This is a genomic window from Bradyrhizobium vignae (assembly GCF_900324035.1).
In the GTDB taxonomy this organism is placed as follows: domain Bacteria; phylum Pseudomonadota; class Alphaproteobacteria; order Rhizobiales; family Xanthobacteraceae; genus Bradyrhizobium; species Bradyrhizobium vignae.
Genome location: NZ_LS398110.1, coordinates 7,187,913 through 7,201,312, shown reverse-complemented (window position 1 = coordinate 7,201,312; position 13,400 = coordinate 7,187,913). Strand labels below are relative to the sequence as shown.

General features: G+C 63.0%; 10 protein-coding genes, 1 tRNA gene and 2 pseudogenes. 5 read left to right on the top strand and 8 right to left on the bottom strand.

Annotated features, from left to right (window positions below; all coding sequences use genetic code 11):
• Nucleotides 1-2: 2 nt before the first annotated feature.
• The 6 genes from BRAD3257_RS34615 to BRAD3257_RS34590 form a co-directional block, all read right to left on the bottom strand.
• Nucleotides 3-626 (bottom strand): FliH/SctL family protein, encoded by a 624-nt coding sequence (locus BRAD3257_RS34615; protein ID WP_122405543.1) that lies wholly within the window; start codon nt 624-626, stop codon nt 3-5.
• Nucleotides 626-1,720 (bottom strand): flagellar motor switch protein FliG, encoded by a 1,095-nt coding sequence (fliG, locus tag BRAD3257_RS34610; RefSeq protein ID WP_122405542.1) that lies wholly within the window; start codon nt 1,718-1,720, stop codon nt 626-628. Before fliG ends, BRAD3257_RS34615 begins: the two co-directional genes overlap by 1 nt.
• A gap of 29 nt (nt 1,721-1,749) precedes the next feature.
• Nucleotides 1,750-3,363, bottom strand: coding sequence for a flagellar basal-body MS-ring/collar protein FliF (gene fliF / locus BRAD3257_RS34605; RefSeq protein WP_122405541.1), 1,614 nt, complete (start codon nt 3,361-3,363; stop codon nt 1,750-1,752).
• A 180-nt stretch (nt 3,364-3,543) separates the two neighbouring features.
• Nucleotides 3,544-3,819 (bottom strand): CtrA inhibitor SciP, encoded by a 276-nt coding sequence (sciP, locus tag BRAD3257_RS34600; RefSeq protein WP_002714638.1) that lies wholly within the window; start codon nt 3,817-3,819, stop codon nt 3,544-3,546.
• Between the two features lie 371 nt (nt 3,820-4,190).
• The gene (locus BRAD3257_RS34595; protein ID WP_122405540.1) at nt 4,191-4,895 is read right to left on the bottom strand and encodes a flagellar hook assembly protein FlgD; all 705 of its coding nucleotides are present in this window, start codon (nt 4,893-4,895) and stop codon (nt 4,191-4,193) included.
• Between the two features lie 13 nt (nt 4,896-4,908).
• Nucleotides 4,909-6,552 carry a flagellar hook-length control protein FliK gene (locus BRAD3257_RS34590; protein ID WP_122405539.1) on the bottom strand — a complete coding sequence of 548 codons (1,644 nt, stop codon included), beginning with the start codon at nt 6,550-6,552 and terminating at the stop codon, nt 4,909-4,911.
• A gap of 350 nt (nt 6,553-6,902) precedes the next feature.
• Between BRAD3257_RS34590 and mnmA the strand changes: the two genes are divergently transcribed.
• From mnmA to BRAD3257_RS34570, 4 genes are all read left to right on the top strand, one after another.
• Nucleotides 6,903-8,084 carry a tRNA 2-thiouridine(34) synthase MnmA gene (gene mnmA, locus BRAD3257_RS34585; RefSeq protein ID WP_122405538.1) on the top strand — a complete coding sequence of 394 codons (1,182 nt, stop codon included), beginning with the start codon at nt 6,903-6,905 and terminating at the stop codon, nt 8,082-8,084.
• A gap of 210 nt (nt 8,085-8,294) precedes the next feature.
• Nucleotides 8,295-8,933, top strand: a complete 639-nt coding sequence (locus BRAD3257_RS34580; RefSeq protein WP_122405537.1) for a class I SAM-dependent methyltransferase — start codon at nt 8,295-8,297, stop codon at nt 8,931-8,933.
• Between the two features lie 46 nt (nt 8,934-8,979).
• Nucleotides 8,980-9,336, top strand: coding sequence for a hypothetical protein (locus BRAD3257_RS34575; RefSeq protein WP_122405536.1), 357 nt, complete (start codon nt 8,980-8,982; stop codon nt 9,334-9,336).
• A 218-nt stretch (nt 9,337-9,554) separates the two neighbouring features.
• Nucleotides 9,555-9,631: transfer RNA gene (locus BRAD3257_RS34570), tRNA-Met, on the top strand.
• Here the strand turns inward: BRAD3257_RS34570 and BRAD3257_RS34565 are convergent.
• Together BRAD3257_RS34565 and BRAD3257_RS34560 are read right to left on the bottom strand one after the other, a co-directional pair.
• Entirely contained in the window at nt 9,588-11,228 is a 1,641-nt protein-coding gene (locus BRAD3257_RS34565; protein ID WP_122406920.1) for a recombinase family protein, read from the bottom strand. The genes BRAD3257_RS34570 and BRAD3257_RS34565 overlap by 44 nt on opposite strands.
• A gap of 396 nt (nt 11,229-11,624) precedes the next feature.
• Nucleotides 11,625-11,883, bottom strand: a pseudogene (locus BRAD3257_RS34560) (integrase core domain-containing protein); the annotation flags it as partial.
• Nucleotides 11,884-12,824: 941 nt separating this feature from the next.
• Between BRAD3257_RS34560 and BRAD3257_RS41605 the strand changes: the two are divergent.
• Nucleotides 12,825-13,013 (top strand): annotated as a pseudogene (locus BRAD3257_RS41605) (integrase core domain-containing protein); the annotation flags it as partial.
• Nucleotides 13,014-13,400: the final 387 nt, after the last annotated feature.

Below are 13,400 nucleotides of genomic sequence, written 5' to 3'. Positions count from 1 at the left end.
GTTTAGCTCCCCCTGCGGGACGCGATATAGCGTCCGACCATTTCATCGATCTTGGCCGCGATGGCGCCGCGCTCCAGCACGACGCCGCCATCGGCCCATTCGATCCGGCAGTCGCCGGTGGCAATGTCCGGCTCGGCCAGGATCACCAGCCGGCCCTCGAAGCCGCTCTGCTTGGCGAGCCGCTCGATCTTCTCGCGTGCGCTGTCGTAGAGCGAATCGTTGATGCGGACGACGAGATGCGGCGTCGCGACCAGATGCGAGAAGCAGTCCTTGACCAGCGCGATGACCTCGCCGAGCGGCTCGGCCGCGATGAGATCGGCGCACAGCTTGCGCGCCACCGCGACGGCGACCTCGACCGCCTCGGTCTCCATCTTGGTCTCGATGCTGCCGATGCCCGAGGCGACGCCCCGAATTGAGATGTTGATTTCTTCCATGGCGAGTGCGACGCGGCGGTCGCTCTCGGCCTTGGCTTCGCGCTGGCCGGCGGCAAAGCCGTCCTGATAGGCGCGCGCCTCGGCTTCCGCGACCTTCTGGGCGATCTCGGCTGCGGTCGCGGCTTTCTCGTGCGTCGACCGCTCGGGGGCCGCGAAGTCGGTGTCGAACAAGAATTTTGCCGGAGCGGCCATCAGTACACCAGCTCGTCGTCGGCGCGGTTCTTGGTCAGCATGATCTCGCCCTTGGCGGCGAGGTCCTTGGCGAGGTTGACCAGCAGCGCCTGGGCCTCGTCGACGTCGCGAAGTCGGACCGGGCCCATCGCCGCCATGTCGTCCTGGAGCATCTTGGCCGCGCGCGAGGACATGTTGCCGAAGAAGAAGTTGCGGACGTCCTCGTTCGCGCTCTTGAGCGCGACGCCGAGCTTGTCCTTGTCGACGTTGCGCATCAGGGTCTGGGCGGAGCCGGAATCGAGCTTCACGAGGTCGTCGAAGGTGAACATCAGCGCCTTGATGCGCTCGGCGGATTCGCGGTTGTCCTCTTCCAGCGAGGTGATGAAGCGGGTCTCGGTCTGGCGGTCGAAGTTGTTGAAGATCTCCGCCATCACCTCGTGGGCGTCGCGGCGGCGGGTCTGCGACAGGTTGGACATGAATTCGGTCCGCAGCGTTTTTTCCACGCTCTCGATCACCTCCTTCTGCACCGCTTCCATCTTCAGCATGCGGTTGACGACGTCGAGCGCGAGCTCCTCGGGCAGGATGGCGAGCACCCGGGCGGCATGCTCCGGCTTCAGCTTCGACAGCACCACCGCGATGGTCTGCGGGTATTCGTTCTTGAGATAGTTGGCGAGAACCTCCTCCTGCACGTTGGAGAGCTTCTCCCACATGTTACGCCCCGCGGGACCGCGGATCTCGTCCATGATGCCGTTGACGCGCTCCGGCGGCAGGTATTGCTGGAGCAGGCGCTCGGTGGCGTCGAAATTGCCCATCAGCGCGCCCGAAGCCGACATGCGCGAGACGAATTCGAGCAGCATGTCCTCGACGGTGTCGACCTCGACCGTGCCGAGCGTCGACATCTCCAGCGAGAGCTGGCGCACCTCGTCGTCGTCGAGCAGCGACCAGATCTTGCCGCCATATTGCTCGCCGAGCGCCAGCATCAGGATCGCGGCGCGCTTCGGCCCGGTCAGACCTTCGGTCTTGGCGCCGCCCGCGCGGTTGCCGGCGCGCTGACCGAGCGTTGAGATCACGCTGGTGATGTCGTTGGAGTTGGCGTTTTGCAAAGAGGCGGCCATGTCAGATCACTTCTTGATTCGCTTGGCTGTTACTTGGCTGGCTCGGTCAGCCACTGGCGGATGATGGCGACGGTTTCGTTGGGGTTGCGCTCGGCGAGTTCGCCGACGCGATGAACGGACTGGGCGTGGACCTGGCCCTGGATGGTGGCGACGTCGATGGCGCTGGCGGCGCCGCTCGGCAGCAGCGGCTGGCCAGCTGCCGGTGCTGCCTCTTCCGAGGCGGCTGGGCCCGTCAGCACGCCGGAGATGGCGGCGGCGACCTCGTCGGAGGCCAGGATGCGCTTGACCAGCGGGCGGATCACCAGGAACAGGACGACGAGGCCGAGCAGCATCATCACGCCGAGCTCGACGAAGTACATGACATCGTCCTTCGTGAACTGCAGCATGCCGAGGAAGCCTGAGGGTTCACCGATCGGGGCGGTGGAGGGGGCGTCGGCGAAGCGCAGGTTGACAACCTCGACCTGGTCGCCGCGCTTCTGGTCGAAGCCGATCGCCGAGCGCACCAGCGCAGCGATGCGGTCGAGCTGCTCCTTGGTGCGGTCCTGATAGGCCAGCTCGCCCTTGTCGTTCTTGGTGTAGATGCCGTCGACCAGCACCGCGACCGAGATGCGGTTGACCCGGCCGGCCTCGGTCACCTCGGTCTTGGTGGTGCGGGAGATCTCGTAATTGTTGGTCTCCTCGGTCTTCTTGCTCTGGTCCTTGGCCGCGACGCCGTTGTTCTGCTGGTTGCCGGGCAGCTCGTTGTTCACGGTGACCTGGCCGTTGTTGTCGGCCGTCATGCTCTGCTCTTCGCGGGTCTGGCTCGAGCGCAGCACGCGGCCTTCGGGGTCGAACTTGTCCGAGGTCTGGGTGATCTTGTTGAAGTCGAAATCGGCGGAGAGCTGCACCCGGGCGCGGCCCGAGCCGACCACGGAGGAGACGATGTCCTCGACCTGCTTGCGCATCCGCTTTTCGAAGGCGATGCGGCGCTCGTCGCCGACCGCCTGTTCCGGATCGGTCGCCGCGCCATCGGCGAGCAGCTGGCCGGCCTCATCGACGATCGAGACCCGCTGCGGCTTCAGTCCGTTGACGGCGGAGGCGACGAGGTGGCGGATGGCGCGGATCTGCTGGGCTTCCAGCGAGCCGCGGACGCGCACCACGATCGAGGCCGACGGCTCCGGCGCCTCGCGCGCAAACAGAGGGCGCTCGGGCAGCACCAGATGGACGCGGGCGGCCGGGATGCGGTCGATGGCGCGGATGGTGCGGGCGAGTTCGCCTTCCAGCGCGCGCAGGTGATTGATGTTCTGGACGAAAGAGGTGGTGCCGAGGGCGTCGGACTTGTCGAACACCTCGTAGCCGACACCGCCGCCCTTGGGCAGGCCGCCCTCGGCGAGCTTCATCCGCAGCCGGGTGACCTTGTCCTTGGGCACCATGATGATGGAGCCCTCATTGCGGATTTCGAACTGGATGCCCTGGCGTTCCAGGTCTTTGATGATGCTGGAGGAATCCTCGACGGACAGATCGGTGAACAGCGTCGTCATCTGCGGCGTGGTGACGCGCATGATGACGAAGGCAAAGAAGCCGATGAGCGCGGCAGTGACCGCGATCATCGCCCCGAACCGGGCGGCACCGATACTCTTCAGAAAGTCCGCAAGCCCTTGCAAGCAACCGCCCCACAGATTCGGCTGCTTTCACCGGAAAGGCCGACTGGGCAATTATTGCCTAGGTGATGGTTTCCATATGGTTAACGAAGATTAAGAGGTCGGACAAAACTGCCTCATGAAAAAAATCGGCCTCGCAGGGCGAGGCCGATTTTCGTCGAAAGCCGCAGATTTCCGGATCGCTTACTGGCGATATTGCTGGATGCGGGTGGTGCGAAGACCCGCCAGACCGTGCTGGTCGATGGAAAACTGCCAGGAGAGGAATTCGTCGACCGTCAGGGTATAACGGCTGCAGGCCTCCTCGAGGGAGAGAAGTCCGCCACGGACAGCGGCGACGACTTCGGCCTTGCGGCGGATGACCCAGCGTTTGGTGCCGGGTGCAGGCAGATCCGCGATCGTCAACGGACTGCCGTCCGGCCCGATGACGTATTTTACCCTCGGGCGATGGGGTTCTGTCATGGCGTACTCACAAACTCTCAACCACTGAACTCACGCCGTAACCCTACGCCTCGCGGCTTAAAAATCCGCTAAGCCTAAGGCTTCAATACAATTCTCGTTGAAACTTGCGGGAACGCGGCCGGCCCGGCGCGCTGAAAGGCCGGCCGGGCAATGCAGAAGGTAAATACTTTACTAACGCCGAACGGCTTTTGCGGGCTCGGCGCGAGCCCGGAACTCTGATCCACCTCTCCCGGAGGGCCGGAGGGAGAGGTCGGATCGCATCCGAAGATGCGATCCGGGTGAGGGGTTACGCTCTCACCGGACGCTGCGGCTCCTCACCCGGACTGCTGCGCAATCCGACCTCTCCCCGTCGGGGAGAGGTGTTACGAGCCTCAATTGCTGCTCGCGATGATGCTCTTGACCTGGCTCAGCGTGTAGCTGGCGCCGTCGATGGTGAGCAGCGGCGGCGACTGGGTCAGGTCGACCGACGACACCACGCCCTGCACCTGCGCGGCGATGCCGACATTGTCGTTCGCAATGTCCTTGCCCGTGGCCGAGATCGTGTACTTGCCGTCGGGCCATTGCGTGCCGTCATTGCCCATGCCGTTCCAGGTGAAGGGGATGTCGGTGCCGGCGGCGGCAGTGTATTTGCCGGTGAACACGGTCTGGCCGCTGGAATTGGCGATGGTGATCTCGACAGTGGAGTCGGTGGGCACGTTGAGATGCCAGGTCGCCGACGAGTTCTTCATCGTCGCGGTCGAGCCGTCGACCAGGGCGGTCTTGCCGACGAAGCCCAGCGCCTGGGTCGCCTGCGTGGTCTGCTGCAGGGTGACGAGCTGCGACAGCGAATCGTTGGTCTTGAGTTGCTGCTCGACGCCGGCGAACTGCACCAGCTGTTGGGTGAACTGGTTGGTGTCGAGCGGATCGAGCGGGTTCTGGTTCTGCAGCTGCGTCGTCAGCAGCGTCAGGAAGGTCTGGAAATTGCCGGCGAGCGTCGACCCCGTGGTCGAGCTCATCGACGAACTCGACGAGGATTTCGGGATGTCGGTCGTCCCGGAGACGGGCGTCGGGGCGGTGGCGGCATTCGTGGTGGTCATTGTCGAATACTCCTCACACTCTGATGTCGACGCCGCCGCTCGATCCGAGCATGCGGCCATAGCCGCGCCCGACGGGCGCCGCGGGAACGCTGTCGTCCTCGCTGATGATCAGCCGGCGGGCATTGCCATTGTCGTTGTTTTGGCCGGACTGCTGTCCCGATGAATTCTGGTCGCGCAGACTGAAGGACAGCCCGTTGTTGCCGGTCTTGAAGCCGGCATCGTCGAGCGCGCGCTGCAATTGCGGCGCATCCTGACGCAGCATTTGCAGCGTCTCCGGCTTCTCCACGGTGAGGTGCGAGGTAACCTGGCCGTTGCGGTCGACATTGATGCGCACGTCGATGCGGCCGAGCTCGGCCGGGTCGAGGCTGATATCAAACCGGGATTTGCCGGCGCGAATGGCGGCTGCGATCTCGATCGGCACGCCGCTGATCGGCACGGCGGTGTGGGTCGCCGCGGTCGCGGTGAGCGTCGCGGTCGATGCCGTGGCAGCCGAGGTCGTGTTGGTCAGCGGCGCCTGTACGGCGGAAGCGGCTTGTGCGCTGGTGTCCGTCGGGGCGGCAGCGGCTTGCGTGCCCGCATGCGCGGGCGCGGCCGGCGCGCCTTGTGTCGGATCGGCGGGACCTGCCTTCGCGTCGGTCGCTCCGCCATCTGCCTGTGGCTTGACGCCTTGGGCATGCGAGGCGGTCACGGTCGCTGTTGCCGGAGCCTGCGTCGTCGCGGCGTTCGCCTTGCCGGCGTCCTGGCCGATATTCGAGACGTCGGTCTGAGCCTGCGCGGTGGCGGCGGCCTTGAACGAGGTTTTTGGCGTGCCCTGGCTGACGACGGCGATCAGCCCGCCATTGGCCTTGGCATCGGTCGCGGCGGCCTCGCTCGTGCCGGTCGCGATCTCGCCGAGCGCCGTCGTGGTGCCGGCATCGACCTCGGCGCCTGCAGTCTTGGTACCTGCAGCCTTGGCACCTGCAGCCTTGGCGCTCTTGTCGCCGGCGGTGGCGGTATCGGTCTTGGTGCCGGCGATCTGCGCCGCAGTGGAGGCACTGGCGGCTAGACCTGCCGCGGCGATCGTCAACGGTGAGGCGGCGGCATCGCCGGCCTGGCTCGCAGCCGCATTCGGATCGACTGGGACGACCGGCGCGGCAACGACGACGCTGGGATCGGGCAGGGCAGTCTGCGCCGCATCGGCCGCCACGGCGGCAGCCGCATCGGCCGCGGCGGTGAGGGCGTCGGTGCCCTCGGTCTTGTCGGCCTTCTCGTCGGATTTGTCCGCCGGTTTGGCGTCCGATGTCTCGGACTTGTTCTTGATCTTGCCGGCGTCCTTGCCCGCGTCCTTGGCCGGATCGCTGGTCGCATCGCTCTTGTCATTCTTCGCCGGCGCGGGCGTATCGGTATCGTCGCTCGCCTTGCTCTGCGCAGGCTGGTCCGTGGACGAGGTGTCGCGTGAACTCCGGTCGGATGCAGTCGAGGATGACGCGGAATCGCTCCGGCGCGGCGCGCTGTCCTGCGCCTGCGCATTGTTGCTGATCGCCTGGGTGTTGCTGTCGACCAGCGAGCCGAAGGAGTCTGTCGCGGACGCGTCCTTCGGCGCCTGTGAGCGGGCAGGTTTTTGCTGCGCGTTTTGGACTTGCGCGCTTGCCACGACATCTGACGTACGACCAACCACAGGCAACCCCTTGGAAGCAACTTCGGACAAGTGGTAGCAAGGAGCGGGCCAGCGTCTCTTCGCGTCAGTTTATCTAGCAAAATCAACATTTTGACGATTTGCGGCGGCAGCCGGGCAGCGCTCTGCGGCCCCGCCATTTCTGCCGCCTCGGCAAGAATTGCCCAAAGCCGGCTGCCCGCGTGATTGCTTCACCGGAATGCCGCCTATATTAAAGAGGTTACTCTCAACCGCTTTCGACTTGGGCAGTCGTGCTCTTCGGGAACTAAAGTTCCGGGGGATTGCCGATGTCCCGCGAGAAGGCACAGCAATCGCGGATCGCGCTACGCCGCCGTCACAACGCTTTAGGGCCCATGCTCAATAGTCTGGATCTCGAAGGCCGTCCCGAGGACACAAGAGTCGTCGTCGCCATGTCGGGCGGTGTCGATTCCTCGACGACGGCTGCGCTGCTGAAGGCTGAGGGCTACGACGTCGTCGGCATAACGCTGCAGCTTTACGACCATGGCGCGGCTACCCACCGCAAGGGCGCCTGCTGCGCCGGCCAGGACATCCACGACGCCCGTGACGTCGCCGCCAAGCTCGGCATTCCCCATTACGTGCTCGATTACGAGGACCGCTTCCGCGAGTCCGTCATCGACAATTTCGCCGACTCCTATGCTCTTGGCGAGACGCCGGTGCCCTGCATCGAGTGCAACCGCAGCGTCAAATTCCGCGACCTCCTGAAGACCGCGCGCGAGCTTGGCGCCCAGGCGCTCGCCACCGGCCATTACGTCGCCTCGCGCCGTCAGCGCGACGGCTCGCGCGCGCTGGTTTGCGCGGCAGACAGCGACCGCGACCAGAGCTATTTCCTGTTCGCGACCACGCAGGAGCAGCTCGACTTCCTGCGTTTTCCGCTCGGCGACATGACCAAGCCCGAGACGCGCGAGCTCGCGCGACGCTTTGGGCTCGCGGTCGCCGACAAGCACGACAGCCAGGACATCTGCTTCGTGCCGACGGGCCGTTACACCGACATCATCACGCGCCTGCGCCCGAATGCGATGGATCCCGGCGACATCGTCGATCTCGATGGACGCGTGCTCGGTCAGCATCACGGCATCGCCAATTTCACCGTCGGCCAGCGCCGCGGCCTTGGCATCGCCTCCGGCTCGCCGTTGTTCGTGGTGCGGCTGGATGCAGCGCACCGCCGCGTCGTCGTCGGCCCGCGCGATGCGCTGAAGATGCACCGCATCAGCTTGCGCGACGTCAATTGGATCGGCGGCGGCGACATCGACCGCGCCATCGGCGGCGGCCTCGAAATGTTCGTACGCGTGCGCTCGACCCGCAGCCCCCAGGCAGCGTGGCTGCGCGGCGGCAATGGCCATTACGAGGTCGAGCTCGTTGCCGGCGAGGAAGGCGTCTCGCCGGGACAGGCCTGCGTGTTCTACGACGCACCTGGCGGCCAGGCCCGCGTGCTCGGCGGCGGCTTTATCCAGAGCGCCGCGGCGAAGGTCACGAACGATGCAGCGAGGCCACTGGTGGAAGCAGTCCGCGGCTGAGGGATGACGAAATCTAGCGCAACTGATTGGGCTGGGTTTACCTCTCCCCGACGGGGAGAGGTCGGATTGCGCCTGGCGATGCGAAGCATCGTCCCGTGCAATCCGGGTGAGGGGCCGCAGCTGTCATTCAGACCGCAACCCCTCACCCGGATCGCATCGTCGATGCGATCCGACCTCTCCCTCCGGGAGAGGTAAAGAAGGGCAGGGGGCATGGCAGCAGACATCTCGCGGGCCGGGGTCGAGAGGGCCTATGGCCGCTGGGCACCGGTCTATGATCTCGTGTTCGGCAAGGTGTTCGACGCCGGCCGGCAGTCGACCATTGCGGAAGCCGACCGCATCGGCGGCCGCATCCTCGACGTCGGCGTCGGCACCGGGCTGTCGCTATCGGACTACGCGCGCACCACGAAGATCTGCGGCGTCGACATCTCCGAGCCGATGCTGCGCAAGGCGCAGGCGCGCGTGCGCGCGCTGCGCCTCTCCAATGTCGAAGTGCTCTCGGTGATGGATGCGAAGAACCTCGCCTTCCCCGACAACGCCTTCGACGCGGTGGTCGCGCAATATGTCATCACCGCCGTGCCCGATCCCGAAGGCACGCTCGACGAGTTCGTGCGCGTGCTCAAGCGCGGCGGCGAGCTGATCCTCGTCAACCACATCGGCGCCGAAGACGGCCCTCGAAAATTGTTCGAGCTCGCCTTTGCCCCCATTGCCCGCCGCCTCGGCTGGCGCCCGGAATTCCCGTGGGCCCGCCTCGAGGGCTGGGCCGCCAAGCACGGCGGCATCACCCTCACCGAGCGCCGCCCCATGCCGCCGATGGGCCACTTCTCGCTGATCCGCTACCGCAAATCGTAATGTTCTGGGAGCGGAACAGCCCGCCCACCGCGCGCGTTTTTCTCTCATGCGCACGACATCAAACATCATTCTGGTCGGCCTCCTGATCGCCGCTTCAGGCGCTGCGATCGCGCAGGCCCCGCCCGCCCCGGCGACGCCGCAGCAACAGACCGCGCCGCCATCCCCGCAACATGCGACGGGTTGCACCCCGCAGGACCGTCCGAATCGCCAGTCCGACGGCACCACCACCGGCCAGTCCCGGGAACCGCTCGGAGACAAGCTGGCCAAATCGGAGGGCGTGCTTTGCCCGCCCTCCGGCATCGACCCCGAGATGCACGCCCCGGCCCCCGACACCGGCGCCAATACCCCGGTGATCCCGCCCCCCGGCAGCCCCGGTGGCGACCCCAATGTGAGACCGAAATAGGGGTCTCGTCCTTTGCCTCTCCCCGCGCGCGGGGAGAGGCCGAAATCCTGCACAGATTTCGGGTGAGGGGACTCAGCGCGAGTCTGAAGCCTGAAACAAGCGAATTCGATCGCTAAATCAGCCGGCCTCGCCGGCTACTTTGCTTGACAGCCCGCCGCCCCCTTCCTTATATGCCGCGCGTTCGCGAGATCGGCCTTATTCGCCGCCGCGATCCCTGTGGCGGGGTAGCTCAGCTGGTTAGAGCACGGGAATCATAATCCTGGGGTCGGGGGTTCGAGTCCCTCCCCCGCTACCACCTTTCCCCACACTCCTTTGACTTGGTTGGGATAGGCCTTTTCCCCAAGCAGGGCATTTAGCCGGCCTGCTATCTCCACGGCTACACCACCGGGCCGGGCTTTATCGCGGAACACAGTGACTGTGTCGACCAGGTCTCTGATGGCTTCGGCGGCCTCTCCGTCGCCCGCACTAACACCTTTTGCTAGCGCTTCTTCAAGCCGGCCGAGCTGCTCCTCGTATCGTTTGAGGATGGCCGGATGCAGCGCGACTTCCTTCGGGGCGAGCGGTTCACTCTGCAACTCCTCAGATATCCGCCTTCGTTGGGCATCTAAGGCCGTCGATCGCGGCCCGAGAACGGATGGATCGCCATGTCCTTTTGCGATCGCATCCACCAGTCGTTCGATTTCCCGGTTTAGTTCCCCAAGCTGCTGCTCTAGGCGGTGCCGTTTTGCATTGGATGAAGCCGTGAGGCGCTTCCGCTCCTCGAGATACGTGCGTACGTATTCCGAAATAACCTTCGGCGCGCGCAATTCGGCCTTTAACCCACTGAGAACCGCACGCTCGACTGTGTCCAAATAGAAAGTCTTGCCATCAGGACATGTGCCGCTCTCTGTCGATGCCGAGCAGCGAATACGCACGCGCCCCGATTTGTCGCGCCCATTCGTTGCCATACCCGAGCCGCATGAACCGCAACGGAGTAAGCCAGATAGCATCCGACGGGCCCGACGTTGATGGCTGGGGTGGCCGTGGCTGCGCTCCCCTTTGCGTTGCTGGGCAGCAGTGAATAGTTCTGGATTGACAATCGCAAGATGCGGCACTTCAGCAACCTGCCAGTCACTCTTCGGATTAGGTCGTGACAGGCGCTTTCCCGAGTCGGGATCTTTCACCATCCTGACCTTATTCCAGATGAGGCGTCCTACATAAAGCTCGTTCTGCAGAATTCCGGCGCCGCGCTCAACGTTGCCATTGATAGTTGAAGCATTCCATGCGCGCCCTCGCGGAGGTGATACCCTTTCCTTGTTGAGATCGTGTGCGATCTCGCGAGGCGTTCGACCGTCCACGTATTCCTGAAAGATGCGCCGGATCACTTGTGCCTCGGCCTCGAGGACGACCCGTTCGCCGCTTTTTCCCGCGACAGCGGCGTATCCGTATGTCAGGCCACCTCCCGCCAAACCTTGCTTGACCCGCCCTGCTTGGCCACGACGCACTTTGTGAGCGTTGTCCTCGCGATAGAGTTGCCCGACCAGGCCGCGAAGGCCGACCAGCACCGTGTTAACGACGCCTTCGTGAACCGCCCGGATCTCGATCCCGAGAAATGACAGCCGCTTATGAATGCCAGCGAGATCTTCCATGTCGCGAGAGAGGCGATCGAGCGCTTCGACGATCACCACGTCAAAGGATTTCTCCCGCGCTTGGTCCAACATCCGCAAAAGGCCTTCGCGGCCCATGACAGACCCACCTGAACGAGCCCGATCTTCATGGGTACTGATAACAGTCAAGCATTCGCGCTCGGCATAGCTCTGACAAAGTGAAAGCTGATCCTCAATCGATCTCTCGTTCTGTAGATCGGTTGAGAATCGAGCATAGATCGTCGCCCTTTTCCTTATCGCTTCCATCGGTGAGCTGTCTTTCATGATCTTCCCTCGCGGCCACACGCGCAAGTACTCGCGCGAGACGTAAGATCGCCTTGTCTGGATTCGTATGCAACGAAAAGTTGCGATTGACATCCCGCACGATCGAACCTTTAAGCCATCGCGCAGCTCAACCAGGTGCACGCACCTGCGCTGGGGCCAGTGGACAAGACGTTGGGGGAGCTGATCATTTCGAGCATCCTGCTCGGATGAAAACTAAGTGCAACGGGCCCTGTGAGCTCGTCGTGCAATCGGATGCCCAGGCGAAGAAAAAGAGAGGAGCCAATGGCTTTGCTTGTGCGGAATTGATACCGCTGGGAAGGTGCGCACCCTCTCCATCTAGCGCATACCTGAGTGGAAACTCCGGGCCTCGCCAGAGCTCTAGGTCTTTAGTCCCGGCATTTGCTGGAGCAGGTTGAGTTTGAATCGCTCTGGCTGGGACGTCCAGCTTTTGCAGATGTATTCGTAGGGTGTGAAGCCGGTCTTCAGCCGCCGCGCGTAGGTGAGCTTCGAGCTGATCGTGTAGATCGTAATGGTAGCGTTGGACGGTCGCTTACTTGATCGTGCGGTTCATGCGCTCGACCTGACCATTGGTCCAAGGACGCCTGATCTTGGTCTGCTGATGTTCGATCCCGTTTTCCTGGTGTCGAATAAGCGGCGCGACGTATTCGGGTTCGAATGGCCAATCCTGGGCCTTTCGTTTTGCAAATTGCTGCGCAGCTCTGTCAGCTTTCGGTAAGCTAGCCTCGATAAAAGATTCGTTGGGTTTAACGGGGCGTGGCAGAGACAGCGCATGAGCTGAAGGACCACCGTGTGCCGAGTCACGCTTCCGTTAAGCTCATTGCACTGCGGCAAAATAGTGCCTAATGATGCCCCCCACCGAAAGGCGCCGAGCCGCGTTCGCACCGCTTCCAACTCACGAATTACTTCTCGTTCTCTCGATTTTGCTCTTTTTGCGAGCTGATAAGCTCTCGATCAGCTTCTTGCCACCGGTTGAAGCTGAGTTTGGAGCAACTAGCTGGGTTGGAGGGACAGCGCTGCCCCTGTGTATGCGTGCGGGACAAGCGCTGGGTCAAGTTCTGCTAAGTTCAACTGGCAGTGCGGGCGGGGTAGGGACAGCGTCTGCTCCAGCGCAACCAAGCGACGCCGAGTCGCGTCCGCACTGCTTCCGAAATCACCAGCAACACCCAGGAAGAAAAGGGCGCATTGCCTGGCTGAATTCCGTCCGCTGTTGTCTTGATGCAATTGTCTCCGCCAAGGAGATGACCTCCCCCATTCTTCGGTACTTCCTGTCGCGTTTTTGAGGTCTCGGATAATCTTTCCAACGGACTGCTTCTATCGCGCTCAGTCTGGATTTACTCCGCCAACATCCTTGCGTCTCTAATGTGTGTTTGGCCTATCATTCTTGTTCATGCAAGGCGCACGTGTCTGGACATGCTGGTGTCTCCAATTTCTTCAAGGCAAAGACCCAGCTTAGAGAGTCGCCGATGAGGACGGGACCAACCGATTTTGGTAGGTGCCCTTCTTTACTTCTCGAAGATAAAACTTGGTAGCCCTTGAGAATTTGAGCCACTTGGGAGCAAAGAGGAATTTTTGAACGCGACCCTGTTCACTTCGCTGGCCCAGGCCAGGGTCGAACTCGGACATTGGCGGGCCGACCACAACGATACGCGACCCCTCGCAGCTCGGATGGAAAACACACCATCCGAGTTCGCCGTCACCTGCAATCCGCGACGGGATCTGGCGCTGCGCTATGCCGATGGCTCCACACGGAATATCGTGGGGCCGAGAACTTTGTGTCCTGCAACATCACGACTTGCGCAATGGCGATCAGCGAACCAATTCGACAAACGTTGGTATAGTGCTTTTCATCTCAAGCTATATCACCCATTTACCTTTGTAGAGTTGAGCAGGCGTCAGATCGCTTGTACTTTCGATGTCGAACCTGGATCATTCGGTCTGCGAGTCAGTGCAACCTGAACTGATGCATTGCTATGAGCGCTTGATCAGGTGTCGGACCTTTGGCCGATAGCACGCAAGAAGACAGGGGCTTGATACAAAGTGCCCACCATCGAGATCGCGATCTGCCATATCAGAGCAACGGAATAGCATTCACTCGAGCGACGAAGATGGAAGCGAAGGATAAGGCGTCCGCGC

Bases quoted from the DNA above. Each gene is read 5' to 3' on its own strand.
- BRAD3257_RS34615 (WP_122405543.1), bottom strand. From the start codon at position 626: ATGGCCGCTCCGGCAAAATTCTTGTTCGACACCGACTTCGCGGCCCCC.
- fliG (WP_122405542.1), bottom strand. From the start codon at position 1,720: ATGGCCGCCTCTTTGCAAAACGCCAACTCCAACGACATCACCAGCGTG.
- sciP (WP_002714638.1), bottom strand. From the start codon at position 3,819: ATGACAGAACCCCATCGCCCGAGGGTAAAATACGTCATCGGGCCGGAC.
- BRAD3257_RS34595 (WP_122405540.1), bottom strand. From the start codon at position 4,895: ATGACCACCACGAATGCCGCCACCGCCCCGACGCCCGTCTCCGGGACG.
- mnmA (WP_122405538.1), top strand. From the start codon at position 6,903: ATGCTCAATAGTCTGGATCTCGAAGGCCGTCCCGAGGACACAAGAGTC.
- BRAD3257_RS34580 (WP_122405537.1), top strand. From the start codon at position 8,295: ATGGCAGCAGACATCTCGCGGGCCGGGGTCGAGAGGGCCTATGGCCGC.
- BRAD3257_RS34575 (WP_122405536.1), top strand. From the start codon at position 8,980: ATGCGCACGACATCAAACATCATTCTGGTCGGCCTCCTGATCGCCGCT.
- BRAD3257_RS34565 (WP_122406920.1), bottom strand. From the start codon at position 11,228: ATGGAAGCGATAAGGAAAAGGGCGACGATCTATGCTCGATTCTCAACC.